23 protein-coding genes are annotated in these 26,171 nt (G+C 65.2%); 11 read left to right on the top strand and 12 right to left on the bottom strand.

The annotated features are described in order from the left end of the window. Positions 1-305: 305 nt before the first annotated feature. The 6 genes from ACIRRA_RS12445 to tsaA form a co-directional block, all read right to left on the bottom strand. Complete coding sequence (locus ACIRRA_RS12445; protein ID WP_402766665.1) at positions 306-1,577, bottom strand: dihydrolipoamide acetyltransferase family protein; 1,272 nt, start codon at positions 1,575-1,577, stop codon at positions 306-308. Between the two features lie 15 nt (positions 1,578-1,592). Next, a complete protein-coding gene (locus tag ACIRRA_RS12440; protein WP_402766664.1) occupies positions 1,593-2,576 on the bottom strand; it encodes an alpha-ketoacid dehydrogenase subunit beta in 984 nt (327 codons plus the stop codon). Positions 2,577-2,598: 22 nt separating this feature from the next. After that, positions 2,599-3,789: a pyruvate dehydrogenase (acetyl-transferring) E1 component subunit alpha gene (gene pdhA, locus ACIRRA_RS12435; protein WP_402766662.1), complete on the bottom strand. Its 1,191-nt coding sequence runs from the start codon at positions 3,787-3,789 to the stop codon at positions 2,599-2,601. A gap of 11 nt (positions 3,790-3,800) precedes the next feature. Then, complete coding sequence (gene lpdA / locus ACIRRA_RS12430; protein WP_402766660.1) at positions 3,801-5,276, bottom strand: dihydrolipoyl dehydrogenase; 1,476 nt, start codon at positions 5,274-5,276, stop codon at positions 3,801-3,803. A gap of 176 nt (positions 5,277-5,452) precedes the next feature. Next, positions 5,453-6,655, bottom strand: coding sequence for a PucR family transcriptional regulator (locus ACIRRA_RS12425; RefSeq protein ID WP_402766659.1), 1,203 nt, complete (start codon positions 6,653-6,655; stop codon positions 5,453-5,455). Between the two features lie 77 nt (positions 6,656-6,732). Next, positions 6,733-7,239 (bottom strand): tRNA (N6-threonylcarbamoyladenosine(37)-N6)-methyltransferase TrmO, encoded by a 507-nt coding sequence (gene tsaA / locus ACIRRA_RS12420; RefSeq protein ID WP_402766658.1) that lies wholly within the window; start codon positions 7,237-7,239, stop codon positions 6,733-6,735. A gap of 212 nt (positions 7,240-7,451) precedes the next feature. On the opposite strand from tsaA, the gene ACIRRA_RS12415 reads away from it, so the two are divergent. Both ACIRRA_RS12415 and ACIRRA_RS12410 read left to right on the top strand, forming a co-directional pair. Beyond that, positions 7,452-8,318 (top strand): sigma-70 family RNA polymerase sigma factor, encoded by an 867-nt coding sequence (locus tag ACIRRA_RS12415; RefSeq protein WP_402766656.1) that lies wholly within the window; start codon positions 7,452-7,454, stop codon positions 8,316-8,318. Between the two features lie 425 nt (positions 8,319-8,743). Then, on the top strand, positions 8,744-9,199 hold the full coding sequence (locus ACIRRA_RS12410; RefSeq protein WP_402766654.1) for a TY-Chap domain-containing protein: 456 nt from the start codon (positions 8,744-8,746) through the stop codon (positions 9,197-9,199). Between the two features lie 35 nt (positions 9,200-9,234). On the opposite strand, the gene ACIRRA_RS12405 is transcribed toward ACIRRA_RS12410, so the two are convergent. The 3 genes from ACIRRA_RS12405 to ACIRRA_RS12395 all read right to left on the bottom strand — a co-directional run bounded on the left by ACIRRA_RS12405 (position 9,235) and on the right by ACIRRA_RS12395 (position 11,942). Further along, the gene (locus tag ACIRRA_RS12405; protein WP_402766652.1) at positions 9,235-10,206 is read right to left on the bottom strand and encodes a trypsin-like serine peptidase; all 972 of its coding nucleotides are present in this window, start codon (positions 10,204-10,206) and stop codon (positions 9,235-9,237) included. 206 nt (positions 10,207-10,412) lie between these two features. Beyond that, positions 10,413-11,273 (bottom strand): tyrosine-protein phosphatase, encoded by an 861-nt coding sequence (locus tag ACIRRA_RS12400; protein ID WP_402766651.1) that lies wholly within the window; start codon positions 11,271-11,273, stop codon positions 10,413-10,415. A gap of 225 nt (positions 11,274-11,498) precedes the next feature. Further along, positions 11,499-11,942, bottom strand: coding sequence for an SRPBCC family protein (locus tag ACIRRA_RS12395; protein WP_402766650.1), 444 nt, complete (start codon positions 11,940-11,942; stop codon positions 11,499-11,501). A 657-nt stretch (positions 11,943-12,599) separates the two neighbouring features. Between ACIRRA_RS12395 and ACIRRA_RS12390 the strand changes: the two genes are divergently transcribed. Continuing rightward, positions 12,600-15,143, top strand: coding sequence for an AAA family ATPase (locus ACIRRA_RS12390; RefSeq protein ID WP_402766648.1), 2,544 nt, complete (start codon positions 12,600-12,602; stop codon positions 15,141-15,143). A gap of 124 nt (positions 15,144-15,267) precedes the next feature. Further along, the gene (locus ACIRRA_RS12385; protein ID WP_402766646.1) at positions 15,268-16,233 is read left to right on the top strand and encodes a hypothetical protein; all 966 of its coding nucleotides are present in this window, start codon (positions 15,268-15,270) and stop codon (positions 16,231-16,233) included. Positions 16,234-17,048: 815 nt separating this feature from the next. On the opposite strand, the gene ACIRRA_RS12380 is transcribed toward ACIRRA_RS12385, so the two are convergent. Both ACIRRA_RS12380 and ACIRRA_RS12375 read right to left on the bottom strand, forming a co-directional pair. Then, the gene (locus tag ACIRRA_RS12380; protein WP_402766644.1) at positions 17,049-17,879 is read right to left on the bottom strand and encodes a hypothetical protein; all 831 of its coding nucleotides are present in this window, start codon (positions 17,877-17,879) and stop codon (positions 17,049-17,051) included. Next, the gene (locus ACIRRA_RS12375) at positions 17,876-18,712 is read right to left on the bottom strand and encodes a sigma-70 family RNA polymerase sigma factor (RefSeq protein WP_402767161.1); all 837 of its coding nucleotides are present in this window, start codon (positions 18,710-18,712) and stop codon (positions 17,876-17,878) included. Before ACIRRA_RS12375 ends, ACIRRA_RS12380 begins: the two co-directional genes overlap by 4 nt. A gap of 341 nt (positions 18,713-19,053) precedes the next feature. Between ACIRRA_RS12375 and ACIRRA_RS12370 the strand changes: the two genes are divergently transcribed. From ACIRRA_RS12370 to ACIRRA_RS12340, 7 genes are all read left to right on the top strand, one after another. Beyond that, positions 19,054-19,677, top strand: coding sequence for a hypothetical protein (locus ACIRRA_RS12370; RefSeq protein ID WP_402766642.1), 624 nt, complete (start codon positions 19,054-19,056; stop codon positions 19,675-19,677). After that, positions 19,674-20,333 carry a hypothetical protein gene (locus ACIRRA_RS12365; protein WP_402766640.1) on the top strand — a complete coding sequence of 220 codons (660 nt, stop codon included), beginning with the start codon at positions 19,674-19,676 and terminating at the stop codon, positions 20,331-20,333. The genes ACIRRA_RS12370 and ACIRRA_RS12365 overlap by 4 nt, the downstream gene beginning before the upstream one ends. Then, positions 20,330-21,001, top strand: a complete 672-nt coding sequence (locus ACIRRA_RS12360; protein WP_402766638.1) for a hypothetical protein — start codon at positions 20,330-20,332, stop codon at positions 20,999-21,001. Before ACIRRA_RS12365 ends, ACIRRA_RS12360 begins: the two co-directional genes overlap by 4 nt. 196 nt (positions 21,002-21,197) lie before the next feature. Then, a complete protein-coding gene (locus ACIRRA_RS12355; RefSeq protein WP_402766636.1) occupies positions 21,198-22,238 on the top strand; it encodes a hypothetical protein in 1,041 nt (346 codons plus the stop codon). Between the two features lie 29 nt (positions 22,239-22,267). Further along, positions 22,268-22,957: a hypothetical protein gene (locus ACIRRA_RS12350; RefSeq protein ID WP_402766634.1), complete on the top strand. Its 690-nt coding sequence runs from the start codon at positions 22,268-22,270 to the stop codon at positions 22,955-22,957. Positions 22,958-23,124: 167 nt separating this feature from the next. Beyond that, complete coding sequence (locus tag ACIRRA_RS12345) at positions 23,125-23,325, top strand: helix-turn-helix transcriptional regulator (protein ID WP_402766632.1); 201 nt, start codon at positions 23,125-23,127, stop codon at positions 23,323-23,325. A gap of 59 nt (positions 23,326-23,384) precedes the next feature. Continuing rightward, positions 23,385-24,494, top strand: coding sequence for a tyrosine-type recombinase/integrase (locus ACIRRA_RS12340; protein ID WP_402766630.1), 1,110 nt, complete (start codon positions 23,385-23,387; stop codon positions 24,492-24,494). A 234-nt stretch (positions 24,495-24,728) separates the two neighbouring features. Here ACIRRA_RS12340 and glnA read toward each other — a convergent pair whose 3' ends face one another. Continuing rightward, entirely contained in the window at positions 24,729-26,165 is a 1,437-nt protein-coding gene (gene glnA / locus ACIRRA_RS12335; RefSeq protein WP_357010665.1) for a type I glutamate--ammonia ligase, read from the bottom strand. Positions 26,166-26,171: the final 6 nt, after the last annotated feature.

The following is a 26,171-nucleotide window of genomic DNA, read 5'->3' as shown; positions in this document are numbered from 1 at the left end:
TGCGACAGGATGAGAGAGTTACTAACAAATCTTCTCATCATGTCGCGAGCGTGGCAACCGTCATCGGCCGTTGAGACGCGAAAAGCCGGATGGCGGGGACCGGCCGGGTAACCCGGTCCACGCCATCCGGCGTTCACTACCCGCCGCCGGGTGAGTTCGGCTGCCGGTCGCGCGGTGTGGCATGGGTAGCCGCGCGCGCCGGGTGGCGGGCGACGTCGTCCGATCCTGGATCGAAAATCGGACGGCGATCGGGGCGTGACCAGGTCACGGTGTGCACGGTAACCAGGTCACGGTGTGCACGGTGACTAGGTCACGATGCGCAGCGGATGCTCGATGAGCTCCTTCAACTGCTGCAGGAAGCGGGCCGCGACGGCGCCGTCGATGGAACGGTGGTCGGCCGACAGCGTGACGCGAAGGATCTTGCGCGCCACCACCTTCTCGCCGTCCAGCTTCAGCTCGTCCTGGGCCGCGCCGACCGCGAGGATCGCGGACTCCGGCGGGTTGATGACCGCGGTGAACTGCTCGATGCCGAACATGCCCAGGTTGGAGATGGTGAAGGTGCCACCGGACATGTCATCGCCCTTCAGCTTCCGGTCGCGGGCGCGGGCGGCCTTGTCGCGGCCCTCGGCGGCGATGGCGGACACGCTCTTGCGGTCGGCGTCGTGGATGACCGGGACCAGCAGGCCCGCCTCGGTGGCGACCGCGATACCGATATTGATCGCATTGTGCCGCAACAGCTTGTCGCCCGCGAAGGAGACGTTCACCGCTGGATCCAGGCGCAGCGCGGTGGCGACCGCCTTCACCAGCAGGTCGTTCACGCTGACCTTGCCGGAGCCGGCCTCCTCCAGGGTCTTGTTGATCTGCGTGCGGAAGGCGAGCAGCTCGGTCACATCGATCGCACTGGTGAGATAGATGTGCGGGGCCTGCTGCTTGGACTCGGTGAGGCGCTGAGCCGAGACGCGCTGGATGGTGGTCAGCGGGATCTCTTCGTAGTCGCCGGTGGCCGGAGCGATCGCGGGAGCCGGGGCGGTGGGAGCCGGGGCGGCAGCGGCGGGCGCGGCCGGAGCGACTGTGCTGCTCGCGTTTTCGACATCCTGCTTGGTCACGCGGCCGCCGGGGCCGGTGCCGGTCACGGCCGCTATGTCGACGCCGAGTTCCTTGGCGACCTTGCGGGCCAGCGGGGACGACTTCTTGCGCTCCCCGGACTCGGCCGGAACCGCGGGGGCACTGCCATTTCCGCTGGCCGGAGCCGAATTCGCCTGCGCGTTATCGGTTGTGGCGGCGGGAGGAGCCGGGGTCGCGGGGGCGGGAGCTGTGGCCGCAGCCGGAGCGGGCGCCCCGCTGCCGTCGCCGAGAATCGCGATCGGCTCGCCGATGGCGACGGTGGTGCCGGGCTCGGCGATGATCTGCTCGAGCACGCCGTCCTCGTAGGCTTCGAGCTCCATGAGCGCCTTGTCGGTCTCGATCTCGGCGAGGATCTCGCCGGCCTTGACCTGGTCGCCGACCTGCTTGAGCCAGGCCGAGACGATGCCCTCCTCCATGGTGTCGGAGAGCCGGGGCATGGTTACTTCAGGCATGATTCCTTCCGGTTCTCAGCGTCGCTTGCCCACGGCGGCAAGGGTTTCGAGGGCGGCCCTGTAGAGGGAGTCGGGCGACGGGAGCGCCAGCTTCTCCAGGGGCTTGGCGTAGGGCAGTGGCACCTCGGCCATGGCCACCCGGCGCACGGGGGCGTCGAGGTAGTCGAACGCGCCGTCGGAGATGGAGGCCGCGACCTCCGCGCCGATGCCGTAGGTCAGCCAGTCGTCCTCGCCGATGACGGCGCAACCGGTCTTCTTGACCGAGTCGACAATGGTGTCGCGGTCCAGCGGCCGCAGGCTGCGCAGGTCGACAACTTCCGCCGAGATGCCCTCGGCGGCAAGCTTTTCGGCGACCTGGGTGCACACGGTTGCCATCCGCGAGTAGCCGATGAGCGTGATGTCGGTGCCCTCGCGGGTGACCGCGGCCTTGCCGATCTCGGCGGGCGGCAGGTCGTCCGGCACCTCGCCCTTGGTGTTGTAGAGCGAGAGGTTCTCCAGGAACAGCACCGGATCGTCATCGTCGATGGCGGCCTTGAGCAGCGCCTTCGCATCGGCGGGCGTGCTCGGCGCGACCACCTTCAGGCCCGGCACGAATGCGTAGTACAGCTCGATGTTCTGCGAGTGCGTCGCGCCCAGCTGCTGGCCGCCGCCACCGGGGGTGCGGATGACCATCGGCACCGACGTCTGCCCGCCGAACATGCCGTAGATCTTGGCGGCGTGATTGACGATCTGGTCCAGCGCCAGCAGTGAGAAGTTGATCGTCATGATCTCGACGACCGGGCGCAGGCCCAGCATGGCGGCCCCGATGGCCGCGCCGACGAAACCCTCTTCGGCGATCGGGGTGTCGCGCACCCGCTTCTCGCCGAACTCGGCCAGCAGGCCGGCAGTGATCTTGTAGGAGCCCTCGAAGACGCCGATCTCCTCCCCGATGAGGAAGACGTCGTCGTCGCGCCGCATCTCCTCGCGGAGGGTCTCGCGCAGCGCTTCACGGTAGGTCATGACAGCCACGGTGATGTCCTTTTCAGGCGGTAGCGACGGGCCCGGAGGCGTCGCTCCCCGCGGACGCCGCATCGGGCACAGCGAAGAGCGGATCGCCCGGCAGGCGACGGGAATCGCCCGCGACCGGGGTCGCGTAGTTGTAATCGAACAGGGTGGCCGGGTCCGGGTGCGGGGACTGATCGGCGAAATCGACCGCGGCGCGGACGCGTTCCTTGACATCGGCCTCGATGGCGGCGGCGGAGTCCTCGCTCAGCACGCCCGCGTCCAGCAAGCGGTGGTGCCACAGCACGATCGGGTCGTGCTCGACCGCGGTCGAGACGGCGTCCTCGGTGCGGTACTTGGCCGGGTCGACCACGGAGTGGCCCTTGAGGCGGTAGGAGACGGCCTCGAGCAGCGCTGGTTTGCCTTCGCGGCGGGCGGTTTCGATGAGATCGCCGGCGACCTCGCGCACGGCCAGCACATCGGTGCCGTCCACGCGCTCACCGCGCATGCGGTAGGAGGACGCCCGCTTCCACAGATCCGGTTCGGCGGAGGACTTCTCGACGGTGGTGCCCATGCCGGTCTGGTTGTTGATGACCAGGAACACGACGGGCAGGTTCCACAGCGCCGCGATGTTCAGCGACTCGTGGAAGGCGCCGATATTGGTGGTGCCCTCACCCATCTGGCACACCACGACGTCGTCGCCGCCCCGGTAGTCGATGGCCAGCGCCGCGCCGATGGCGAGCGGAACCTGGCCGCCGACAATGGCGTAGCCGCCGAGCAGGCGGGTCTCGGTGTCGTACATGTGCATCGACCCGCCCCAGCCCTTCGAGGTGCCGGTGGAGCGGCCGTACAGCTCGGCCATGACGCGGCCGGGCTCGATGCCCTTGGCCAGCGCGTAGCCGTGCTCGCGGTAGTTGGTGAACAGATAGTCGGTGGGGCGCATGGCCTTTCCGACGCCGACGACGGTGGCTTCCTCACCCAGGTTGAGGTGGCAGTAGCCGCCGATCTTGGCCTGCTGGTACGCCTGCGCGGTGCGCTCCTCGAAGCGGCGGATGAACAGCATGTCGGTGTACAGCTCGCGCAGCGTGTTCGCATCCGCTCCGCCGAAATCGGCTCCGCCGAGCAGGTTTTCGGCTGCGTCCTGGTCGAACGGGGCTACGTCGGCGGTCTTGTCGGCCGGGCGGGTCGCCTTGCGCGCCGTCTTGCGCGGCGCGGCGGTGGTCGTGGTCATGACGGAACTCCTCAACGCTTCCGGGGCGGCGCGACGTGAACCGGCAGGCCCAGCCCGACCAGGGCGGCCTCCATGCCGATCTCGCCGAGGGTGGGGTGGGCGTGAATGGTGTCGGCGAGCTCGTCGAGGGTCGCCTCCAGCGAGATCGCCAGGGCCCCTTCGGTAATGAGATCGCTGGCCGACGGGCCGATGATGTGCGCGCCCAGCACCTCCCGGTGCTGCCTGCCCGCGACGATCTTCATGAAGCCCTCTTGATCGCCGAACGACTTGGCCCGGCCCAGTGCCGCGAACGGGAACTTGGCGGTGATGACATCGTGGCCCGCGGCTTTCGCGGCGTCCTCGGTGAGGCCGACGCTCGCGATCTCCGGGTGGGTGAAGGTCGCGGCGGGGATGACGTTGTAGTCGATGTGGGTGTCGTGGCCGGCGATGGTGTCGGACGCGACCAGGCCCTGATGCGAGGCGACGTGCGCGAGCAGCGCCTTGCCGGTGACATCGCCGATGGCGTAGACGTGCTCGACGGCGGTGCGCAGCTGTGCGTCGACGGGGATGAAACCCCGTGCGTCGGTGTCGATTCCGGCGATGTCCAGGCCCAGCCCGGCGGTATTGGGGCGGCGGCCGACGCCGACCAGCACCACGTCCGCGGCGAGTTCCCGCGCCTGCGGGCCGCCGACGGTGACGGTCGGTCCATTGCCGCCCTGGGCGATGGCGGTGACCGTCGCACCGGTCAGCACCTTGATGCCGCGCTTGGTGAACGAGCGCACCAGGGCGGTGCCGATCTCCTTGTCCTCCAACGGAACCAGGCGATCCTGCATCTCGACCACGGTGACATCGCTGCCGAACTCGTGAAACAGGTTGGCCCACTCCGCGCCCACCGCGCTGCCGCCGATGACAACCAGGCGTTTCGGCACCTCGGTGAGGCCGAACGCGCCGTCGGAGGTGATCACGCCCGGCAGATCCGCGCCCGGGATGGGGAGCACGGCCGGGATCGAACCGGTGGCGACGATGACGTCCTTCGCGCTCACGGTCCGGATGGCGTTCGCGGTCGGGGCGGCGGCGTAGCGCGGGCCGCCCTCGAAGATCGGCGACGGACCGGCCTCGACGACCTCGACCGTGATAGGCGAGGTGCTGTTGACCTTTTCGAAGAAACGCGCGTGGCCCTCGATGACGGTTACGCCGTTGGCCTTCAGCAGACCCGCGACACCGTCGGTCAGCTCCTTGACGATGCCGTCCTTGCGCTGCCGCACCGCGGCGTAGTCGAAGCGCAGGTTATCGGCGTAGATACCGAAATCGGCGGCGTGCGCGACGGTGTGGAAGACCTCGGCGGAGCGCAGCATGGCCTTGGTCGGGATGCAGCCCCAGTTCAGGCAGACGCCGCCCGGGCGTTCCTTCTCGGCCAGGGCCACTTTCAGGCCCCGCTGGGCGGCGCGGATGGCGGCGACGTAACCGCCCGGACCGCCGCCGATCACCAGAAGATCGAATTCCGGCACTCGTGGTGCTCCTTCTCGATTGCTCTCGTAACCCGCCATCGGTTGTGATGCGAGTCATTCCGATCGAGTCTGTCGGTCACGAAATGCACAATCAATGCACTGGAAGCCCATATATGACAGGGCGCGGCTGGGCGCAGAGCACAATTAGTACCCGTGAGTAGCGGGCTTTCGGCGGCTCAGTTGCGGTCGGCGCCTGCCAGTCCCAGGGCCGCCAGCGCGAGGGAAAGCTCCAGGTAGGCCCGCTGCCCCTCGAGCGGGCGGCCGAGCAACAGGGTGATGCGCTGCAGCCGGTTGATGACCGTGTTGCGATGGCAGTGCAACTTCGGCGCGGCATTGGCCGCCGAGCAGTTCTCGGCCAGCCAGACGGCCAGCGTGCGCAGCAGAATGTCGCGCTCCTTGGGTGGCAGCTCCAGCACCGGGCCGAGGGTGCGCGCGACGAGCAGATCGGTGAGATCGGGGGAGCGCAGCAGCAGCGCCTCCGGGTAGCGCTCGTCCAGCGTGACCAGCAGCCCCTGCTCATCACCGGGCACGGTATCCAGCGCGAGCACCGCCAGCCCGTGCGCGGTATCGATGCCCGCCAGGCCCGGCGCCGCCGGCGAGACCCCCGCCCGCCCCCGGATCAGCGGCCGAAGCTGGTGCAGCACAGCCGAACTCCCGCGATGCTCGAGCGACACCAGACCCACGGTGGAATCCACCCGCTCGTGCCACACCGACCGGATCCCCGATACCCCCAGCGCCGCCTCCGCCCCCATGTGCAGCCGCGGCCCGCCCTCACCGCGCGCCACCACCACCAGATACGCGCCGTTCGCGGGCAGATTCAGCTCGCGTCCCGCCCGCGCGGCGAAGGTGGCGTCGTGGGCCCGCCCCGCCAGCAGATCCTCGATCAGCGAATGCCTGCGCCGCTCATCGCTGCGCACCCGGTCGAGTTCGGTGTTCCGGTACGAGGTGACCAGCGCCGACGACATGCCGTCGACCACCGCCCACATCGCCGAACCGACCTGCCGGGTCTCCGCCGAGCCGATGTCATCGGCCTTGTCCAGCAACGCTTCCCACACGATCTGGCCGCCCAGCCGGAAGGTCCGCAGCATGGCCTCCAACGGCACGCCCTGCTCGGCCCGGCGCCGCCCGATGGCCGCGGCCACATCGTCTCCGTCCGGATCCGGCGGCTGCCCGCCCAGCAGATCCAGGATTCGCGTCAGATACCGCCGGCACCCGTCCCGCAGGTCCGCCCGCGGCACCGCCGTGTAGTCCGTCCACCCCGGATTGTCGGTGAAGATGGCCGCGATCAGCTGCTTGGTCAATGCGGGCACCTCGGCCTGACACGCCGCGGCCAGCCGCTGCGTGCCGACCGCCGGGATCGGATGCCTGGGTGCCGCCATGACCCTCAACCTACGCCGGGGTCCCGGACGCTCGTCCACGCCCGGTCGGCCCGGCGCGGGTGGGGTGGCCCGGTGCGTCAGCGGGTCTCGATCGAGCCGAGGACGGGCTTGATGTCGAGGATCGGGGTGCCGTCGATGGCTTCCAGGCCGGCTACGCCGAGGACCTCGGGGGACACCGTGGTGATGGTGACCTCGTGCAGGCCGATCGGGTTGGGGCGGTCGGGGGAGCGGGTGGCGAAGACGCCGGTGGGCGGCCGGGTGCGGTCGCCGCGCGGATGGACTGCGAGGACATCGCGGCTCCCGGCGTGCAGCCAGGTGAGCAGGACGACGCGCATACCCGGGCGCAGATCGGCTGCGGCCGCGGCGAATTCGGGGGCGAGGACGATATCGGCGGGTGGGGCGTCCTCGTCGGCTTGGCGCGGTGCGCCGGTGCGGTCGGTGAGCGGGGAGCGGACCCGGCCAACCGGTCGCACCTCGAAATGATCGGGGTTGTCGGAGTATTCCGAGGACAAGATCGTCTGCTCCTTCCACGGTGGCGATGCTGCGGCCATGCCGTGCGGGGTCGAGGCCGACGCCCTGGCCATTGCCGTTATAGCCGACGTGGTGGGCGGCGTCCATGATCGGATACTGGCCGAGGGCGATGGTGAACCGAGTATTGCCCCCTCTGACCTAGTGTTTCGTCGCCGCTGTCACATCCGGCCGGGTTGCTCGGTCGTGGAGGTGTGGGCCCCGGTTTCCCGGACGCGCCCGCACGGTTCGGATGGACCGACCGGTCGTGATCGAGGAGACTTCGGCAATGGGCAACGAGCGTGACGAACTGGACCTGGTGGCACGGGAATTCGAGCTGCAGCGTGGTCGGCTGCAGGCGCTCGCACAGCGCATGCTCGGCTCCACCGCCGAAGCCGAGGATGCCGTCCAGGAAGCCTGGCTGCGGCTGAGCCGCTCCGAGACCGACGGGATCGACAATCTGGCCGGCTGGCTCACCACCGTCGTCTCCCGCGTCTGCCTGAACATGCTCCAGTCCCGCGGCACCCGGCGTGAGGACGCACTCGCGGACTACGACGCGCCGGAGGCCACCTTCGGCCCGGAACAGGAAGCGCTGCTGGGCGATTCGATCGGCGCCGCGCTGCTGGTGGTGCTCGACACCCTGACCCCCACCGAGCGGCTGGCCTTCGTCCTGCACGACATGTTCGCCGTACCGTTCGAGGACATCGCCCCCATTCTCGGCAAAACCCCCGCCGCCGCCCGGCAACTCGCCAGCCGCGGCCGCCGGCGGGTGCGCGGCGTCGACGACATCGCCACCGACCGCGAACGCCAGCGGGAAGTCGTCGACGCCTTCCTGGCCGCCTCCCGCGGCGGCGACTTCGCGGCCCTGCTGGAACTGCTCGACCCCGACGTGGTGGTGCGCGCCGACGCCATCGGCGTCACCATGGGCGCGGACCCCGAAGTCCGTGGCGCACAGGCGGTCGCGACCACCTTCGCGGGCCGCGCCAAGGCCGCCCGCCCGGCCCTCATCGACGGCCTCGCCGGCCTGGTGTGGTCGACCGGCGGTACCCCGCGCGTCGTCTTCGATTTCACCGTCGTCAACGGCCGCATCACCGCCATCGAAATGCTGGCCGACCCCGATCTGCTGGGCGATCTGAATCTCGAACTGCTCGGCTGAGAGCGGTCGTCAAGGAATCGTAAATCCGCGCGCGGCGAGCAAATATTCACGGGAGATTAACGGCCGCACCGATGTTCGATGGGCAGAATGAATTGTCGAACATCCTGACACATCGAGGGGAGTGCAATGAACGTAATGGCCGCTCCGGCGCCGGCCGCGTCGATTCCGGTCGTCGACTCGGTGTCGCGGCGGGTACGGGAATTCGTTGCCCGACAGCTGCTCCCGTCGCGGGAAAGTGACGAGCGAATGCTGGCCCGCACACCCCTCGCCATACTCGGCCCCGCCCCGATGCCTCGACAGCGGTAAGCCGATCACCCGGAAACCGCGACGGTCCTCCAGTCGACGCCGCCGCGGTTTCCGTTGATCGGACTGAGCGCCACGGTTTTTCGCCGATGCCGTGTTTTGACGGCGTATGATCGGCCGAGATGGGCACCCGGAGCCAGCCCCTGCAAGTTGTCACGACCGACTGGGACGTGTTTGTGCACGGCCTGGCCGGCTGCCTTGCGAAACTACCCTCCCGCGCCACCGTCATCCTCGCCGCCACCGGCAATCGCTACGTGCAATTCCAGCAGTTCGACATCAAACTCTCCGCCGAACTCACCGGCAATTACTATCTCGCCGAACCGATTTCCGAGACCGCCGACCGCCTCCTGCGCGAGCTGGGCTGGACCGCGCCCGCCCTCCAGCACGAAATCGAGAACTGGCGGCGCACCATGCACTGGCCCATCACCCGCACCGGCTTCGAGGACCTGGCCCGCTCGGCCGCCCGCGGCCTGCACGAGGCCCTCGGCGTCCCCACCCCCGACGACCTGCGCGCCACCGGCTGGACCGAGACCACCGCCCTGGACCTCTCCGCGTTCGCCGCGCCGCCCCGGTCCTGATCTGCCGGCGGCCGGGGCATACCCGGCGCTTCGGTTCACGCGGGCCAGGTGGAGCGACCCCAATCGATCAGGCACACCATGGCGTCGCCGCTCGTGAGGGCATTGTCGAGATCGCCGTCGGAACTCTCCGCACCTGATACGACGCCGCACAGCCGGACATGGCCGTCATCGAACCAGGAGAAGAAGGGGCCACCCGCATTGCCATGATCGAGACTGGCCTCGGTCTCGATGTACTGGCCGTTGTCCTCCTCGTAATCGTCTTCCATACTCTGGTTGATCTGCACAGCCGGACGCGTCCCGCCACCTACATCGGCCGGGTAGCCGATGTGGTGCCAGACCTGGAGCCCGCGCCAGCTGTGCGTGAACGAGGTGGCGCCCAGGAAGCCGAGCCGAAGGCCCATCGGCTCGAACAACCGGCACAGCATGAAGTCGTGCCCGGCAACGTATTCGGTGTCGCGCTCGGCGTTGTAGTGCGCCAGATCGCTGACATTGCTCGAACCGAACGGCGCGTTCGGATCTGCGCCGCTGTCGAAGTGCGGCGAGAAGGTCATCCACCAGCCGCCCCGGCCGATGCTCTGGCTCGGCCGCAGATGGTGCGCGGTCAGTATGAGCCGGGCGCCGACCAGCACGCCGGATCCCGCCATGCCGTCACTGTTGGTGACCCGCCCGGTCAGAATCCACGGCCAGGTGTGGTCGGTCAGCAGGTGCCGCATGTCGCCGGAAGAGACGATCAGCGGCCGGGCGTCACCCGTGGATCCGCCCGAATGCATCTGCGGTGCAATGGTTTCCGTGTGCGGGCGGGTATGAACCGGCATATCCTTCGGCAGGAATCCGGCCAGCTGCCCCGGCGCGTATGCGCCGCGCCCCCGGCGCGGCAGTGCGACAACGCCGCGACCGGCTCGCTGTGGCGTCGTCGCGGCTCGGGACCGACCGCTCCGCTCGAACTCGCCCGTGCAGGTCTCGAACTCCTCGGCAGTGAGCCGTCGGCGTTCCAAGAGGCGCCTCATGGTGAATCCCCCCCGAATTTAGTGACGAACAGGGTTGTGACCACTACGATCCTGCGCCGGACCCGTCGCTCCGACACGGGTAGCGCGATACCCGAATCGGACGGCTGTTGCTACTCGCGCGGGTCGGACCGTCACTGGGCCGCGAGCCGTTTTCCGGATGACCAGAGCCCCGCCGCAGATCCTGCGACGGGGCCGGAGATGTGGGGTCAGCCCACCAGGTTGTGGTGGAGGCGGAGGATGGTGCCGGCGTCCAGGCCCAGGCCCTTGGTGAGGAAGTCGTCGAAATCGCCGTATTGCTGGTTCATCTGATTGACCGCGGTGTCCAGATACTCGTCACTGACCACCTGCAGCGGGATCAGCAGGTCGGGGTTCTGCATGATCCCGGCCGCCTTCAGCTGCGCCCGCTGGGCGGCGTCGGCCGCGGCGCGGTACTGGTTGGACAGCAGGTAGTCCTGGCGCGCGATGGTCTCCGGGACACCTACCGCGCGCAGCAGCACATACGTCATCCACCCGGTCCGGTCCTTGCCCGCCGTGCAATGGTAGAGCGTCGCCCCGTCGGCGGCGGCGATGTCCTTGATGGTCTGACCGAACTTGGCCACCGAATCCGCGCTCAGGAAGCTGACATAGGCGTCCTTCATCATCTGCTCGGCCTTGCCGTCCCCGAGCGCTGCCTGCTGCTGCACGGGATCCTTCGAGCCGATCGCCTGCGCCATCTTGATGTACATGCCGCCGTCATCGATGGGCCGCGCCGCCGCGGTCAACCCGGCCGGCAGCCGGTCCGCACCCTGCGCCTGCACCTCGGCCTGCGTGCGGAAGTCGATCACCGTCTGAATGCCCAGCGTGCCCAGTTTCTGGACATCGGCATCGGTCAGCTTGTTCAGCGCATCGGACCGAATCACCTTGCCGGACAGCGTCGGATCCCCGGTGTAGGTGACATACCCGCCCACATCCCGGACATTCACCGCCCCCTGCAGTGTGATCTCGGTGGCATCCGCCCGCATGATCGGCGCGGCCGTGGTCGTCGGCAGCCCTCCCGCGCCGAGAAGTGCGGTAGCGATAGCGGTCAAGGCGAATACTGAAATACGAAGTCGTGCAAAACGTTTGGTTTTCACAGCCCGGGACGCTAAGGGTGCTTAGGCGTCCCCCGCAGTCCTACCCACAGTTCCTCCCACCCACCGAACCTTCCACCCCATCCACCGGGACCGCACCTGGAACGTCATCAATGCCCTTGCGCCCCAGTGAATTTCACGCAACTATATGCGAGCTTCCTGGCCCGATACCCCTCGGAGGTGTCACGGGGTGGCTTCGAGGATTTCCTCGAGCTTCTTCAGATCCTGACGATTGGCATGCCGCATGGCCGGCACCGTGAGCGGGCCGACGAAACGGGAGAATCCGGCAGGCTCACCGCGATTGCGCAGAGTCACCGTGGTGGCGCCGCTCGCGGTGTCCTCGAACGCGTACGTGGTCTCCATGGGAAACGGTCCGTCGGCGGTCCGCATGACCAGTAGACGGCCCGGCTCGAACTCGGTCACTGCGTACGTGTAGGCGAGCGAACGCCCCAGAAATCGAGCTTCGAACGCTATCTCGGACCCGATCGCCAGCGGACCCGGCGTCGTCAGCGCCACCGACCCGATGTTCTTGTACCAGACCGGGGCATTCGCCGGATCCATCGTGTACTCCGCGACCCGCCCCCGAGGCCGAGCGATCTCGATCGTGGTCACCACGTCCACAGGCATCCGCCGATCATAGGCCCGCACCCGATCGTTCCGAGGTAGCGCACTACCCACGTCACCTGCCCAATCACCAGGCGCACACGCCCCCGGGGCCGATCGGCCCCGGCTCCGGCAGCGTCCGGAAAAGGGCGGAGCCCCAACCGCGATGCGGCTGGGGCTCCTGAGATCGCTTGCGATCCGACGATTTAGACGTCGAAGTACAGCTCGGACTGCCACCTGGGGTTTTGTAGCCAGTGGCGGCGTTGAAACACTGCACCTACCTGCCGATTGTCCGTTGGTCATGTTTGGCAGATCGGGGCGGTTGCTGAATCCGCTGCGTACTGGCTGCGTACCGGATCAGCTGCCTCACGCCCCGCCGGTCCGCTGTCGTATTGGCGGGATTGACTACGTTCAGAGTTGCTGCGGGCCCGGAGTGGGCCCAGCGCGTCGTTCTGCCTAAATTGAAATGGCCGGCGGCTTCAGGCGCGGTAAGCGCAGGCCGCGGTTTCGGTGGCTGCATGGTAGCGGAATGACCGATATAGCGACCGATTGCGCGACAGTCGATTTGCCGAACCGAGATCGTATGCTGCGAGGGTGGGTCAGGTGGTCGGACCGGAATCTCCAGTGCTGTGGAGTCGGTTCGCGATGCGAACTGCGGACTTTTGATGAGGAGGCCGGTGGGTGAGCGGTGTCGATGCAGCGGGAGGGTTCGCCTACCAACACGCCCAAGCGGTGCTCCGGATCCTCGACCTTGCGGCAGACACGACCCTCGGATTCGTTCGCGTCGAGGCTACGAATGACGTGGTCGACATCGAGACCTACTCGATCGAGGGCAGCCTTCTGTCAGCTGCCCAGTTCAAGCGACGAGATCGGCGATACACCTGGGGCAAAGCTGAACTCGTCACAGAACTTGCTCGGTGGTCGGAGCTGGGGAGTTCGTACCCTGACGCGTCTTACGCTTTTGTCACCGACGGCAGGCTAGGCCCGACCGGCCGCGAGGTGCAGGATGCCCTGGAGGCCGCGGGCGCCGGCGAAGGCAACAAGTTGCGGGAGCTGGCAAGGGAGCATGATGTGCTGCTCGATTTCGACGTCTGCCGCCGGGCGACCATCATTGCCGATACACCCGGCTTTGACACGCTGATCGACTCGGCGGCGGGCCGGGTAGTAGCGCTGCTCCCCAACGTCTCCGGTGAACTGGAGGCGGAAGAGCGCTCGGTCGGAGTTGTCCTTGAAATTCTTCGGATCGTTGTCGGTCGTAGCGGTGAGACGGATCCGCACGCACGTGTGATCACCAGAGACGAAATCGTCAGGCTGCTCCATGACCGGGACGAGTACGTGCCGACGGCCACTTGGTCGGAGGAACTGAAGCAAACATTCACTGCTGCAGTTCAACGGCCGGCCCCGCATGGCATCGTTTTGAATTGCCTGCCCGACGTTTCGAAGTCTGCCCAGGACGCGGCGGACGCGGCGATGCCTGTACAACTGGTTGCCGTCGCCAGCACCGGGCGGGTCCCACTGTTGAGTGGCCCGACCGGCACGGGCAAGACCACATTGTTGAACCATGTGCAGAGGGCCGCCGCGCAGCAGGGGCAGGTCGTGATCGTCGTCGATGCCGAAGGCTATGTCCGAAAACGGCTCGGCTCGCTGGTCGCGCGCGGCATCAATACCCCCGAATTCACCGGTGCCTACTCAGCGACCGGTGTGCGGGCCCTGAAGGATCCGACCGTCGTGCTGGTCATCGATGGAGTCTCGGAGATTCCGAAACCTGAACGCGAGGCGCTGGCTGAGGAGCTGCGACAGCTGCTGGCGTCCGATGATCGTCCAGGGCTTGTGCTCGCCGGGCGGGACGCGACAGTGCTTCGATCGGCCCTGCCCAGGCATGCGCATTCGATCCGTGTGGGCGTCGAGCCCTTGAACCGTAATCGCCGCACCGAACTGCTGAAGGCCATCACGGGTGATGGGGTCGACCACCAAATTCTTGGCAGGCTCATCGCCAAGGTCGAGCGTGCGCTTGGCGGAGCGGCCGACAACCCACAGCTGTTCGTCGTCGGTATCAGCCTGGTGCTGGATGGACACACGTTCACCGACCCCGCGTCGATGTATCAGAGCTATGTACGTGCTCTGGCTGAGCAGAATGGTTACCCGGGCGTCACTGTCCTCGAAGCAGGCCTGGGAATGGCGTTCGCGGCCCTAGCAGACCGGGGGCGCCGATACTGCGACCAAATCGAATGGACCGAAGAAGTTGAACGAGCAGCTGAGATCCTGCAGGAGCGTGGCGAAGATACTACAGCTCGCGACCTCCGCTCATTCGGATTCGAAAGCGGCCTAATCGTACGTTCGAACGGAGATACCGTCCGGGCATTGCACGACTCTTTCGCCGATTATCTCGCTGCAGTCGCATACAAGCGCAGACTGGCTACATTGCCGTCTACACTTACCAATGACGACCGCGCACGAATAGAATTCTATGCCGAGCTCAGCGGTATCGACTCGACATTGGCCGCTTTGATTACTAAAGACATTCCCTTCTTGACCCCCAAGTTGTGCTCACGCGAGAATCAGTCACCGGACCCTGCAGCTTGGTACGAGGCCACCCGAGTTTACGTCGAACGATTGTGGCCAGCGAACCAGCCCTCACCTCGCATCGCCTATTGGAGAAGCGCCGATCGCCTGATCGTTACTGTCGATGCAAAAACTGAAGGCTGGCTCGGTGAACAGTCGATCGACGACGTCGCTGCCGATGGATTCACTTTTTACGCCGAACGAGGTCCTTTGAGCGTTGCAGTCCGGATCTGGGAATACAAAATGCACTCGATTCTCGAAATAGGCCGCAAACAGTCTCATGCCTTACCAACAACTGATACAGAGACGGTCAACCTCCTTGAGTGCTACTCGGAATCGCTCGTCGAATCGGTGCAGGAACTGATCGACAAGACCGCACCCGCAGGTCATGACACCGACCTCCAGATTGCGGTCGGCGCCACTCGCATACAGTTCCTCCTCGGCGAGGCAGGACAACCGCAGGCTCAGCGGGACCGGCCCCTCAAATACCGATTCAGCGGGAACCGAACCGCCCCTCCCGTCCTCCGCGAACAGGATGCGGTGGCCGAGGATGAATGGACCGGACGCGGGAAGGTCGACTCATTCCTCATCGATGCTCAGACCAGAGCGAAAGACGTCGTGACGCATGCGATCAACCGCCTTGCTGGGATGAAATGGTTGTAATGGTGGGCATGCCGCGTAATTAACCAATAAACCCGTAGAGGAGGCCTCGTTGTCTATAAGGCGAGTCTGGGACGCAACGCAATCGGTTTCTGAAGTCTGGCGGAGAAGCGAGATCATAAAACAGTTGCGTGCGCAGCTACCAGGCAACAACTCCTCCGCCAACGGTATCCCTGAGATGCTTCGCAATATCGACGCAGGCACACAACTCATCTCGACCGAACCGCTGCTAACGGACAAATGGGAGCCGACAGCTGCACAGTTGCCCCTCGTCGACCTCCAAACGCCCGGCGCAGCCGACTTCCTGACCAAAGTGCGAGTCGTAGGATTCGCAGCTGAAAACAACACCGCATGGCTGCGATCTCGCCTGCCTGGCTACCCTCTGATCCCCGTTCCGCACTTGGCAGCGAACACGCACCTGACATCGCCCGAGGTCGGTCCCGGCCTCGGCTGGCGTCGGCAAGCCCTGCAAGCTGGCCTGCAGTACTACCCGGCCCCTCCTGGCGTCCCCCAAGTGCTGGGGCTGCAGCAACAGGACCACGACCGTGCAGCACGGGAACTCGCCGAAGCGCTGGCAACCACATCAGAATGGCTGGCTTTCAGCGAGCTTTTCGCGACCCTGACCGCCGCCGACCGTCAGCAGCTGAGGGACGCTCGGCAGAGACTCAGGCCGCTCGTATCCGCCGAAGCCATTAACTGCCATGAGCCAGAACGGCTGATGGGACGCTATTACTACCGCCGGGAACGGGTCGCTGACGTGGTGAGTGAACTCGATGGAAAAGCAGCCGAATTCACCCAATCCTTCGAAAACGTCAACAACCTTGTCGATCTCGTATCGCTGCAAGTGCTCGGCCAGCTCGTCGCCTATCGCGGAACTATTGACTTGACGGACTTCACGAATCTTGAACGATACGGTCGTAAAATCCGTTTCCGCTCGTCTGACCTGCTACGTCAAGCAGCACTCGTTCGTATCGCGGACCCATTGACGCCAGACACCGCAATCGTCACCGCGATGAAAATGTACACCGATGAAACGGGACTGATGATCCAATCGTATGAAGCAGAGGTCCTCAGTGGTGCCGGAGCATTCTAAATTCTCTCACCTGCACCCTGGACCCGCGCCGATGCGGAGTCCTTCATTGCCGAACACGAGCGTGCAACGAGCCGCAGCAACTCCGATGCAGAACTGAAGTCCGGGGCCTCACTGAACACCCAGACCACTCTGGAATCAGCTACTTAAAGGATGCGACGGACCCGACCGTGCCGGCGGTGAGTGCCCTGATTGATGCCTACGCATCAACCGATTGATGCGTAGTCATCAACAGCGCTGAGTCTGACGTGCCGAGGCGTTGATGATTATGCATCACTTCTGGCACCCACGAGCGGCCTCGGACTTGAGGCGTACGCATCAACGGAGATTGATGCGTATGCCTCGACTCTCGGCTGGGGATTCTTCGATCGTGCGCCACGTCGACTATCTCCCCGCGTAAGAGGTGATCCCTTCGTTGTGGTCCTTCTGCGTACGAACCCTGCACGTGCCGCCGCCTGCGCTCGCAACCCTCCCGTTTGTGGTCCTCTCCCAACGCAACTCACATGCCAACGCAACATCTGCACGCAACGCGCCCCCTTGTGGTCCTCTCCTTTGTGGTCGTTCTTTCACTACCTGACACTCCCAAAACCCCTGTCCTCCATCACATCCCCGTACCTATCTTTGGACTCTGGTCTGGTCTGGCCGAGACTATGTCCTCCGAAGGCGGATATAGTCTCGGCCAGACCAGACCAGAGTCCTGCGCCGAAGGCGCAGCTCAGGGGGTGTGGTGGAGGATGAGGAACCGGACTTAATGCCGAAAATTTGGTTCGAGCAAGGTTCGAGCAAGATACGAGCACTGTTCGAGCAGCTATCGAGCACTAAGCGATCATGAATGTGGCAACGGTCTTGTCATCGTGCTGTTTGGACCTCGGTCGAATTGACCCGCTCGGGTCCACCGATTGCTCCCAGACATGGCATTGCATGAGTAGGTCTGACAGTCGTTCGCTGTCCGCCGTGGCGATTGTCTCCCAGGCCATTCCGAGCGAGTCGAACGCATCGGCTGCTCCGTCGGTGGCCGACACGACCCACCGCAAGTCCTCGATGGGGCAGGCGATAACGATCGCGTGCTCAGCGGCCGAGGGATCCGTAGACGCGATCCAGTAACCACCGTCGCGGTTTCGGTACCGTGCCTGGTCTTCCTGGAGGTTGGATAGCAGGGCCCGATGTGTCTCGTCGTAGCCTGAGCCGCTGCGCAGTCGGTCACGGTATTCCCGGCTGGCCGGTAGATCGAGAGCGCCGAGTCGGTCGTCGGTCAGGACCTCCTCAGATCCGTCTCGCAACCCGAAGGCGATTGTCGAGTCGCCGAGTACCAGCGCCTCAACGAGGTTGGATTCGCCGATGCGAACGATCGCCACTGTGCAGGACGGTGCCGCCGAGGAGTTCGGAACGAGATCCAGCGAACTGATGGTCCGGTCGATCGCCCGCCCGAGGATTGTCTTCAGCGATTCTGATGTGGTCGAACGCAATTCGCTGCCGAGAGCTGCCGCAAGCTGCTCAGCGTAGTCTCCGCCGGATGGTCCTGGAACCTTGTAATGCGATGTGGCGCCGTCTATTACAGCGAAGCTAGTTGCAGTCACCACCAGCCGGTCTTCGTTCGAACCCGCGGGCAGTTGAGCGGTCCGGATGTTGATCTGGGCTGGCACGGTCACCACGTATATGGTCCAGCGATCAGGCGAGTATCCGTGATCTCGAAGTTCTCATCGAAACTGCACTCGACCACTCCACTGATCGAGAGATCCTCCCTGCTGCTGAACAAGTCCGAGAGGTTGGTGTCGAGCCATCGGGCAACCCCGAGTGAGCCAACGCTGGTTATTCCTGCGATATGGACGATGACTCGCCCGTCGTGTAGATGCCGGCCGAAATATCCAATATCGATTCGGCTGGGATTCGCGCGCCGGAATGGAGAGTCGAACCGCGGTCGGCCGGATCCTTTCTCGGCGATCCACCAACCTTCGTCGGTGCGGATGAAGTCCAGGTAGGGATCAGACTTGAGCAACTCACGAGCGATGGGCGCGGACTTGGGTCCGCAGACGATCACAGCATCGCTCAGCGGGATCTCGGCTTGGTCAGGCTCGATCGCGAAGGCTGTTGAGAGAAGTGACAACCGGGCTAGCGACGCCTCCACGGCTGCCTGGGTTGTCATGTCGACTGCGTCGAAGAACGGACGTTCGCGTCCTTCCTCAACACCGTAGCGACGCGGGATTCCGACTACCACCGGCCCAACACCGAAGAATGCGCGTTCGGCAGGCGGGGCGGTGCTCCTGATCTGGGTGATTCGACCTTTCGTGAGCCCCAACTGCGCGGCGATCTCTGTGTAGCTCAGACCGCGTTCGCGGTAAGCCTCGTCGATCGCGGCGCGTCGCACCCTCGCAAGTTCTGTGGCGCGTTGCTGATAGACCGTCATGAGCTCGCCAGCCCGTCGACCTCTCCGAACAGGGTCAGGGTCGTGGCGCACCGCGTCGAACTCGTCGTAGTCGGCCATCACGAAGCTCAGTTTAGGGGGTATTGACTCCCTTGGCTCACCCGGCCTACCCTGTGTTTACGCCCACTAAATCAGCTTCGAACAACTTGGTCAAAGCAGTTTAGGGGGTATAAATCCGAGTTGCGGAACTCCCCAGCAGTTGGAGCTGCGGGGGAGTCGGTACCGAAGCAGTGTCCGCTGCTTCGGCTTTCACTTCAGGTTTTGAAAGGCCACTGAAGCATGTCCAGTGTAGAACGCTGTGTGCTGGTGCCAAACCAGTCTCTATCAGCGGTGATGCCCTTCTTCGTTGCGTTTCGTGTCGGTCGCCTGGCGGCGGTGGACCACAACGAGGGGGTGGCGTGATGGCGCGTCGATCGAACAAGCCGGGCACGGTGCTGAGAGCTCTTGCGCGGCAGCAGGATTTGACCGAGGACCAGTTCGCGTTGGAGTACAGCCGGGCCGCGGCGCAGCTGTTCGGGGATCGAGCCGGTGTGGCTCCGAGTAACCGCACCATCCGTCGCTGGTTCTGGGGAGATACCCGACCACAACACGAGAACGCCCAGGTGTTGGAGCTGATGTTCCCCGGCTATCGGGCCGGCGATCTGCTGCGCACCTACGACCGGCACAGTCACGCCCCGATCCCGCAGCCGCGTGAAGCGACAGAGGAGGACCGCCCGGCGCCGGCGCATCGCGTGGGAGATGCGGCGGTCAATGTGTGGCAGCGGTTCGCCGAGAAACACGCCATCGAGCAATACGAACGTCTCCTCGACAGTTGCGGGTTCGGCGCGAACTCCACTGCGCCGCAATCGACCGAGCGGAGTCGCCCTCGCGCGGCTGATGCGCCGACGGTCGCGACCAGCGCGCGGCTGCGTGCCCTGGTGGAACGCGCGGATCGGGGCGCCACGATCAAAGAGGCGGATCTGCGTGTCGCCGGGACTGCTCGGCCATCGGTTCGGGCCGAGGTGGATCGGCGGCGGTCGCGGTGACGGCCGGGGAGCGTGCCCGCAGCATCGATGGCGGGACGGAGTTGAAACGGCTTCTGCGGGAGAAGCATTGGGATACCCCCAAGGTTTTCGCGCGGGAGTACAACAAGACCGCGCGGAAGATCAACCGCAACTTGGGAGGGTTGGACGGTCCCAGCAAGGCGCAGTTCTACAACTGGCTCGCTGGCAATTTGAAGGGGCTGCCGCAACCGGATCATTGCGCGGTCCTGGAAGCGATGCTGCCCGGACATACCGCAGAGGAGCTGTTCGCGCCCGCTGCTGTATCGCGTGGTGTCCAGAAAACTGCACAGAACCTGCCTGTCGCGCCGCAACGCCCGGCATCAGGTGAGCAATTTTGCTCACCTGTTCCAGATGGAACACCTGATACTGCGGGTGTTCGGGACCGGACTCTTCGAGCGCTTCGGGTCGCGGCTCGCGTAGGTGATTCAAATGAATCACCGGACTCGGTGGTCGGTTCGGATCGAAAGCGATCGCAGCAGGAAGTGACTGCCGCGATCGATGATCGGCTGCGGTCGTTGATGAGCTGGATCGGGGAGACCGCGCCTCTGAAGGAACGCGACATCCACCGTGACAACGTTCGCGGCCCTTCGGTGGAAGCGCCGGCGCGTCCGGCGGTGGATCGGAGGCGGTCGCGATGAACCACAACGAAGACCGCGCCAGTACCGATGCTTCGGGGCGGACGCGTCGATTGGGTCCGGGTACGGAGCTGAGAGCGCTTCTGAGGAAACGGCATTGGCAGACCCACAGTACGTTCCTCCGTGAGTACGACAAGGCGGCCGCGCGGATCGATCCTGATTTGGTCGGTCGTGGTCCACTCAAGGCCCAGTTCTATCGGTGGCTGACCGGTGAAATCAAAAGCCTTCCATTCCCTGATCATTGCCGGGTTCTGGAGGAGATGCTGCCCGGCTACACCGTGGACGAGTTGTTCGCACCCGCCACCCCGCTGGTCAGTGTCCAGAAAACTGGACAGCACCTGCCGCGGCCGGACGATCGGCAGCAGGTGGTTCAATTTGATCCACCTGAGCCATCTGACTCACGTGACTCGGTGGTCGGTTTCCGTACGTCGGCGGATGTCGCGGATCGAAATCTGCGGGCGGGTCGCGCAGGTGATTCAAATGAATCACCTGACTCGGTGGTTGGTTCCAATCGGAAGCGATCGCAGCAGGAAGTGACTGCCGCGATCGATGATCGGCTTCGTTCGCTCATGAGCTGGATCGGTGATACCGCCCCGATCAAGGAACGCGACCTGCACGCCGGGCTGTCGGAACCTGTGCGTCCGATTGTTGACCGACGCCGTACTCGGTGACCCAGGGGCGGCGGCCATGTGATTGGTCGCCGCCTGCTGAATGGTCCTGTGGGCGAATGCCTTTCCTGATCGGTCCGGATTCGTCCAATGGTGTCTCTTCACGTCTTACTGGTGGTCGCATCTTGTCCGGCTATGTCTCTTTTCCATTGTGCTGCAAAGGAATTCGGTCATTCTGTTGTTGAAGGGAGTTGTTCATATGAATTCAAACCACGACGACCCACCCCGCCCTGGGGATCGGTACAAGGATCTATCCGGTGACGAGCGCGACACTCTGATTCGGAATCTGCGTGAGCTCGGGGAGGATTACCGGCAGATCGTCAAACGGCTCGGTGTCACCGCCCGTCAGGTCGAAACAGTGCTCGGTGAAATCGCGTCCCTGCGCTCGGCCGGCCACCCCGATGCCGAGATCGGTCGGCGTGTCGGGCTCCCGCGCTCGACCGTGCAGCGGTTGCGTGGCACCACCGAACCGCGGTCGGACCTGCGCAAGGCCACTGCTTTGACTCTGCTGACCCAGCACGGTGGTATGCAGCTCGACCTGCTCGGGCAGTTTCTCGGGATGGGACGACCGCATGTATATGTCCTGGTGCGGCAGTTGCGCGAGGAGAACCTGGTGCGTCCGCTGGAACGGGTGCAGGTGGGGGAGAAGTGGGTGGTTGCGACTCCGACCACCGCGTCGCGGTTCCTCGGTTGGCCGGTGCAGAATTGGCGGCCCACTCTCGGACGCGTCGTCCATCATCGTGCGGTCGCCCAGGCGCGACTGATGCTGGTCGGGGTGGACCTGGAGGCGTGGGTATCCGAACGTGAACTCTGGCACCGCGCCCAGCGAGTCTCACGCCAATCTCGTTCCAAGCGAACCGAATTCGCGACAGGTCGCGCCCATATCCATGACGGGCTTTTCCGTGGACGGCTCATGGGTGTCCAGGGTTGGTGGGCTCTTGAGGTCGAACTCACCTGCAAATCTGCGGCCTCGATGGATCAGGCGCTCCAAGGGGCGATCCGTGCGGCCCGCGATATGGAACCCGAGGAACTGGTGGGCCTGCTGTACCTGTGCCGCACCGCGCGAGTGAGCGACGGCGTGCACGCCGCTGCCGAACGACTCCCGCCGGAAATCCAGCGTCTCAACCTCGCTCTGGTGGTGCGTGACTTCGACGACGACTGGGGCCGCTACCTCGCCACCCAGGCAACGAAAACCACTGCCTCCCAATCCCGTATCGACTCATTCAAGGACTTCTCATGATCAAACATTCACTTCTGACACCGCGTAGCATGCACGCGCTGGTCGGGCTCACCGAAATGCGCGGCATGCAAATGGATGTCCTCGCCGACTTCATGGGCATTGGACACGCACAGGTCTACGACCTGGCCAACCAACTCGACGCGGCCAACACGGTGCGGCGGATTCCGGCAGTGCAGCGCGGCCCGAAATGGGTGATCCCCACCCGTGCTGCAGCCACATGGGTATTGGGGTGGCGTCCCGGTGACTGGCAGCCCGCACCGAACTTCGCGACGCATTGCCGGGCAGTCGCTCGCACCCGTGTCGCACTCGGTGCGCGCGCGACAGATCAGTGGGTCTGTGACCGGACCCTGCGACACCAGCAACCCGGTCCCGGCCTCTACCCCTACGACGGGATGCTTCTGCGACCCGATAAACCCGCGGTCGCGGTCAAGGTCGACACCAGTGCGCATCTCACCGGTGCGCAGCTGACGCGACGGCTCAACATCGTTGTGCGACAGGCGCAACAGGACGAATGTGCGGAGATCCTCTACGTCTGCGACGGCCGCCTCACCCCCGACGATGTTGCGACAGTCGCGCAGCAAACCCTGCCCGACATCCCTGACCTGGCTCTTCGCGTCACGAGTCTTGACCATCTCGCCACCACCGCCCGCCCGCACATGCGGTCGGTAAGCCAGCCGCGCGACACGTCGCAATGGCGTGCGACAGGCGGCGCGCACTGATGCGACAGCCCGCCAACCGTGTGCGCACCGTGCGACACCCCGGTGGTGCGTACTGCGACACCTCCAGCGCACCGTGCGACAGCTCGTGCGCACCCTGCGACAGGCCCTGCGCGCGACGCGACAGCGCGCCCACCGATATCCGAACCCTTTCTACCCGAGGAGATTCCATGTCCACCGACCGCTATCTTCAAGCCACCGACTGCGAAGCACTGACCGGTATCCCCGCCGCCACTTGGCGGTACTGGGCGTGGGCAGGCAAAGGCCCGAAGAGCTTCAAGCTCGGGCGCCGGCGCGTCTGGCGCGAGAGCGTCATCCACAGCTGGATCGCCGAACAGGAAGCCGCTACCGAACGCGGCGGGGTGGCGTAACCGCTATGACAGCTCGACGGAACCGCCGCGCCGGAGTCGAAGACCTTTGGTATAAGAGCGTGCGCGATGAGGACGGCCAGACGCGGCGCGTTCCGTCCAAGCTGCACGGCAACGGCAAGCGCTGGCGTGCCCGCTACGTCGACGACACCGGTCACGAACACACCCAACGGTTCGCCCGCAAGTCCGACGCGAAAACCTGGCTGGACAAACAACTGGCCGCGCTGGTGCACGGCATCCATGTCGCGCCTCGCGACGCGAAAATAACCATCCGCGAATGGAATGCGGAGTGGGTCAAGGGCTATGCAGTGCACCGCGACGGCACCGTGCGCCAGGCGAAGGTGCACATCTCCCAGATCGACGCCGAGTTCGGTGACCTCCAGCTGTCGGTGCTGCGCCCGTCCACGATCCGGTCGTGGACAGCCAAGCTGAAGGAAAACAGCTACGAGGCCAGCTACGTCTACGCCCTACACGCACGGCTGTCACAGATCCTCGGCGACGCCGTGCTGGACGGGCTGCTGGTGCGCAATCCCTGTTCGAAACGCACCACACCGCCCATGGGCCAGCAGAAGGTCTATTGCGCCACCACCGAACAGGTTTGGGCCATCCATGACGCCATGCCCGAGCACATGCGCGCCGCGGTTCTCCTCGGCGCATTCGCGGGCCTGCGCATCGCCGAGGTCGCCGGACTGCGCGTCACCGACGCGGACTTCATCCGGGGCATCGTGTTCCCACACCAGCAGTGGCCGGACAAGCCTCTGAAGACGCTCGGATCCGAAGCGCCGATCCCGATCCCGAACGAACTGGCACTACTGCTGTCAGCAGCTGTGCGCCGGCGCCCGGGGGAGCGCGTCGTAACCGACGACTTCGGCAAGCCCGTACCGCCCTGGCAGATCGAGCGGGCGCTCCGCGAGATCAAGCCCGAGATCCCCGACCTGCCAGAGGGATTCGGATTCCAGGACCTACGCCACTATCTTGCGTCGCTACTGATCGCGCACGGGGCCAACATCAAAGTCGTTCAGGCACGGATGCGGCACAAGAATGCGAAGACCACCCTCGACACCTACGGGCATCTGTGGCCCGACACCGACGAATCCACACGCCTGGTTATCGCGACGGTGATCAACGAGCGGAACTCCTCAACGCCTCGGGCAACCGACGGGTGGGCATAGGCGACAGCTGTCCACTCCGTGTCTCCTCCGTCGCTCGCCTGTCTACCTACGGCACCGTACGGAGACAGCAGCGTCCACCCGAGGAGACGGGGGTCGACACAGCGGTTGACAGCCAGGACACACAAAGCGGCGGTGGCCATCATCGAACGATGGCCACCGCCGCTTCGTTTTGCGTCTACTGCGTATCGACTGCGTACCGTACGCCCGAATCAGGCGTAAACGCGCAGGTCAGGCTTAGACGTCGAAGTACAGCTCGAACTCGTACGGGTGCGGCCGCAGGTTGACGGGCGCGATTTCCTGGGTGCGCTTGATGTCGATCCAGGTCTCGATCAGGTCCTCGGTGAACACGCCACCCTCGGTGAGGTAGTCGTGGTCTTCCTCGAGGCGGTCGATGACCGACGCCAGCGAGGTGGGGGCCTGCGGGATGTTCTTGGCCTCCTCCGGCGGGAGCTCGTAGAGGTCCTTGTCGACCGGGGCCATCGGCTCCAGCTTGCGCTTGATGCCGTCCAGGCCGGCCATCATCATGGCGGCGAAGGCCAGGTACGGGTTACCCGAGGAGTCCGGCGCGCGGAACTCGATGCGCTTGGCCTTCGGGTTCGAGCCGGTGATCGGGATGCGGATCGCGGCCGAGCGGTTGCGCTGCGAGTACACCAGGTTGATGGGGGCCTCGTAGCCCGGCACCAGACGGTGGTAGGAGTTCACGGTCGGGTTGGTGAACGCCAGCAGCGACGGGGCGTGGTGCAGGATGCCGCCGATGTAGTGACGCGCCAGATCCGACAGACCGGCGTAACCGGACTCGTCGTGGAACAGCGGCTTGCCGTCCTTCCACAGCGACTGGTGGGCGTGCATGCCCGAGCCGTTGTCGCCGAAGAGCGGCTTCGGCATGAAGGTAACGGTCTTACCCTCCTGCCACGCGGTGTTCTTCACGATGTACTTGAACAGCTGCAGGTCGTCAGCGGCGCCCAGCAGGGTGTTGAAGCGGTAGTTGATCTCGGCCTGACCGGCGGTGCCGACCTCGTGGTGGCCGCGCTCCAGGTCGAAGCCCGCGTTCTGCAGGTTGGTCGAGATCTTGTCGCGCAGGTCGACGTAGTGGTCGTACGGGGCGACCGGGAAGTATCCACCCTTGTTGCGGACCTTGTAGCCACGGTTCGGGGTGCCGTCGGCGTTGTACTCGGCACCGGTGTTCCAGGAGCCCGAGATCGAGTCGATCTCGTAGAAGGCGCCGTTCATGGCCGAGTCGTAGCGGATCGAGTCGAAGATGTAGAACTCGGCCTCGGCACCGAAGTAGCAGGTGTCGGCGATGCCGGTCGAACGCAGGTACTCCTCGGCCTTACGCGCGATGTTGCGCGGGTCGCGGGAGTAGGCCTCGCGGGTGAACGGGTCGTGCACGAAGAAGTTCATGTTCAGCGTCTTCGCGGCGCGGAAGGGGTCGATCCGGGCAGTGCTGAAGTCGGGCAGCAGCAGCATGTCCGACTCGTCGATCGACTGGAAGCCGCGCACCGACGAACCGTCGAAGGCGAGGCCCTCTTCGGCGAGATCAGCGGTGAACGCCTTCGCCGGGATCGAGAAGTGCTGCTGCACACCGGGGAGGTCGGTGAACCGAACGTCGACGTACTCGAGCTCCTCCTCCTTGATGTACTTGATGACCTCGTCGGCCGTGCTGAACGCCACTTAGTA

It is taken from the genome of Nocardia sp. NPDC101769, from assembly GCF_044766925.1.
GTDB lineage: Bacteria > Actinomycetota > Actinomycetes > Mycobacteriales > Mycobacteriaceae > Nocardia.
The sequence above is the reverse complement of the archived record's forward strand: the minus strand, read 5'-3'. Positions and strand labels throughout refer to the sequence as shown.

Coding starts and splice junctions, on each gene's coding strand:
- ACIRRA_RS12445 (WP_402766665.1), bottom strand. CDS start 1,577: ATGCCTGAAGTAACCATGCCCCGGCTCTCCGACACCATGGAGGAGGGC.
- ACIRRA_RS12440 (WP_402766664.1), bottom strand. CDS start 2,576: ATGACCTACCGTGAAGCGCTGCGCGAGACCCTCCGCGAGGAGATGCGG.
- pdhA (WP_402766662.1), bottom strand. CDS start 3,789: ATGACCACGACCACCGCCGCGCCGCGCAAGACGGCGCGCAAGGCGACC.
- ACIRRA_RS12425 (WP_402766659.1), bottom strand. CDS start 6,655: ATGGCGGCACCCAGGCATCCGATCCCGGCGGTCGGCACGCAGCGGCTG.
- tsaA (WP_402766658.1), bottom strand. CDS start 7,239: ATGGCCAGGGCGTCGGCCTCGACCCCGCACGGCATGGCCGCAGCATCG.
- ACIRRA_RS12415 (WP_402766656.1), top strand. CDS start 7,452: ATGGGCAACGAGCGTGACGAACTGGACCTGGTGGCACGGGAATTCGAG.
- ACIRRA_RS12410 (WP_402766654.1), top strand. CDS start 8,744: ATGGGCACCCGGAGCCAGCCCCTGCAAGTTGTCACGACCGACTGGGAC.
- ACIRRA_RS12405 (WP_402766652.1), bottom strand. CDS start 10,206: ATGAGGCGCCTCTTGGAACGCCGACGGCTCACTGCCGAGGAGTTCGAG.
- ACIRRA_RS12395 (WP_402766650.1), bottom strand. CDS start 11,942: ATGCCTGTGGACGTGGTGACCACGATCGAGATCGCTCGGCCTCGGGGG.
- ACIRRA_RS12375 (WP_402767161.1), bottom strand. CDS start 18,712: ATGGCCGACTACGACGAGTTCGACGCGGTGCGCCACGACCCTGACCCT.
- ACIRRA_RS12370 (WP_402766642.1), top strand. CDS start 19,054: ATGGCGCGTCGATCGAACAAGCCGGGCACGGTGCTGAGAGCTCTTGCG.
- ACIRRA_RS12360 (WP_402766638.1), top strand. CDS start 20,330: ATGAACCACAACGAAGACCGCGCCAGTACCGATGCTTCGGGGCGGACG.
- ACIRRA_RS12355 (WP_402766636.1), top strand. CDS start 21,198: ATGAATTCAAACCACGACGACCCACCCCGCCCTGGGGATCGGTACAAG.
- ACIRRA_RS12350 (WP_402766634.1), top strand. CDS start 22,268: ATGCACGCGCTGGTCGGGCTCACCGAAATGCGCGGCATGCAAATGGAT.
- ACIRRA_RS12345 (WP_402766632.1), top strand. CDS start 23,125: ATGTCCACCGACCGCTATCTTCAAGCCACCGACTGCGAAGCACTGACC.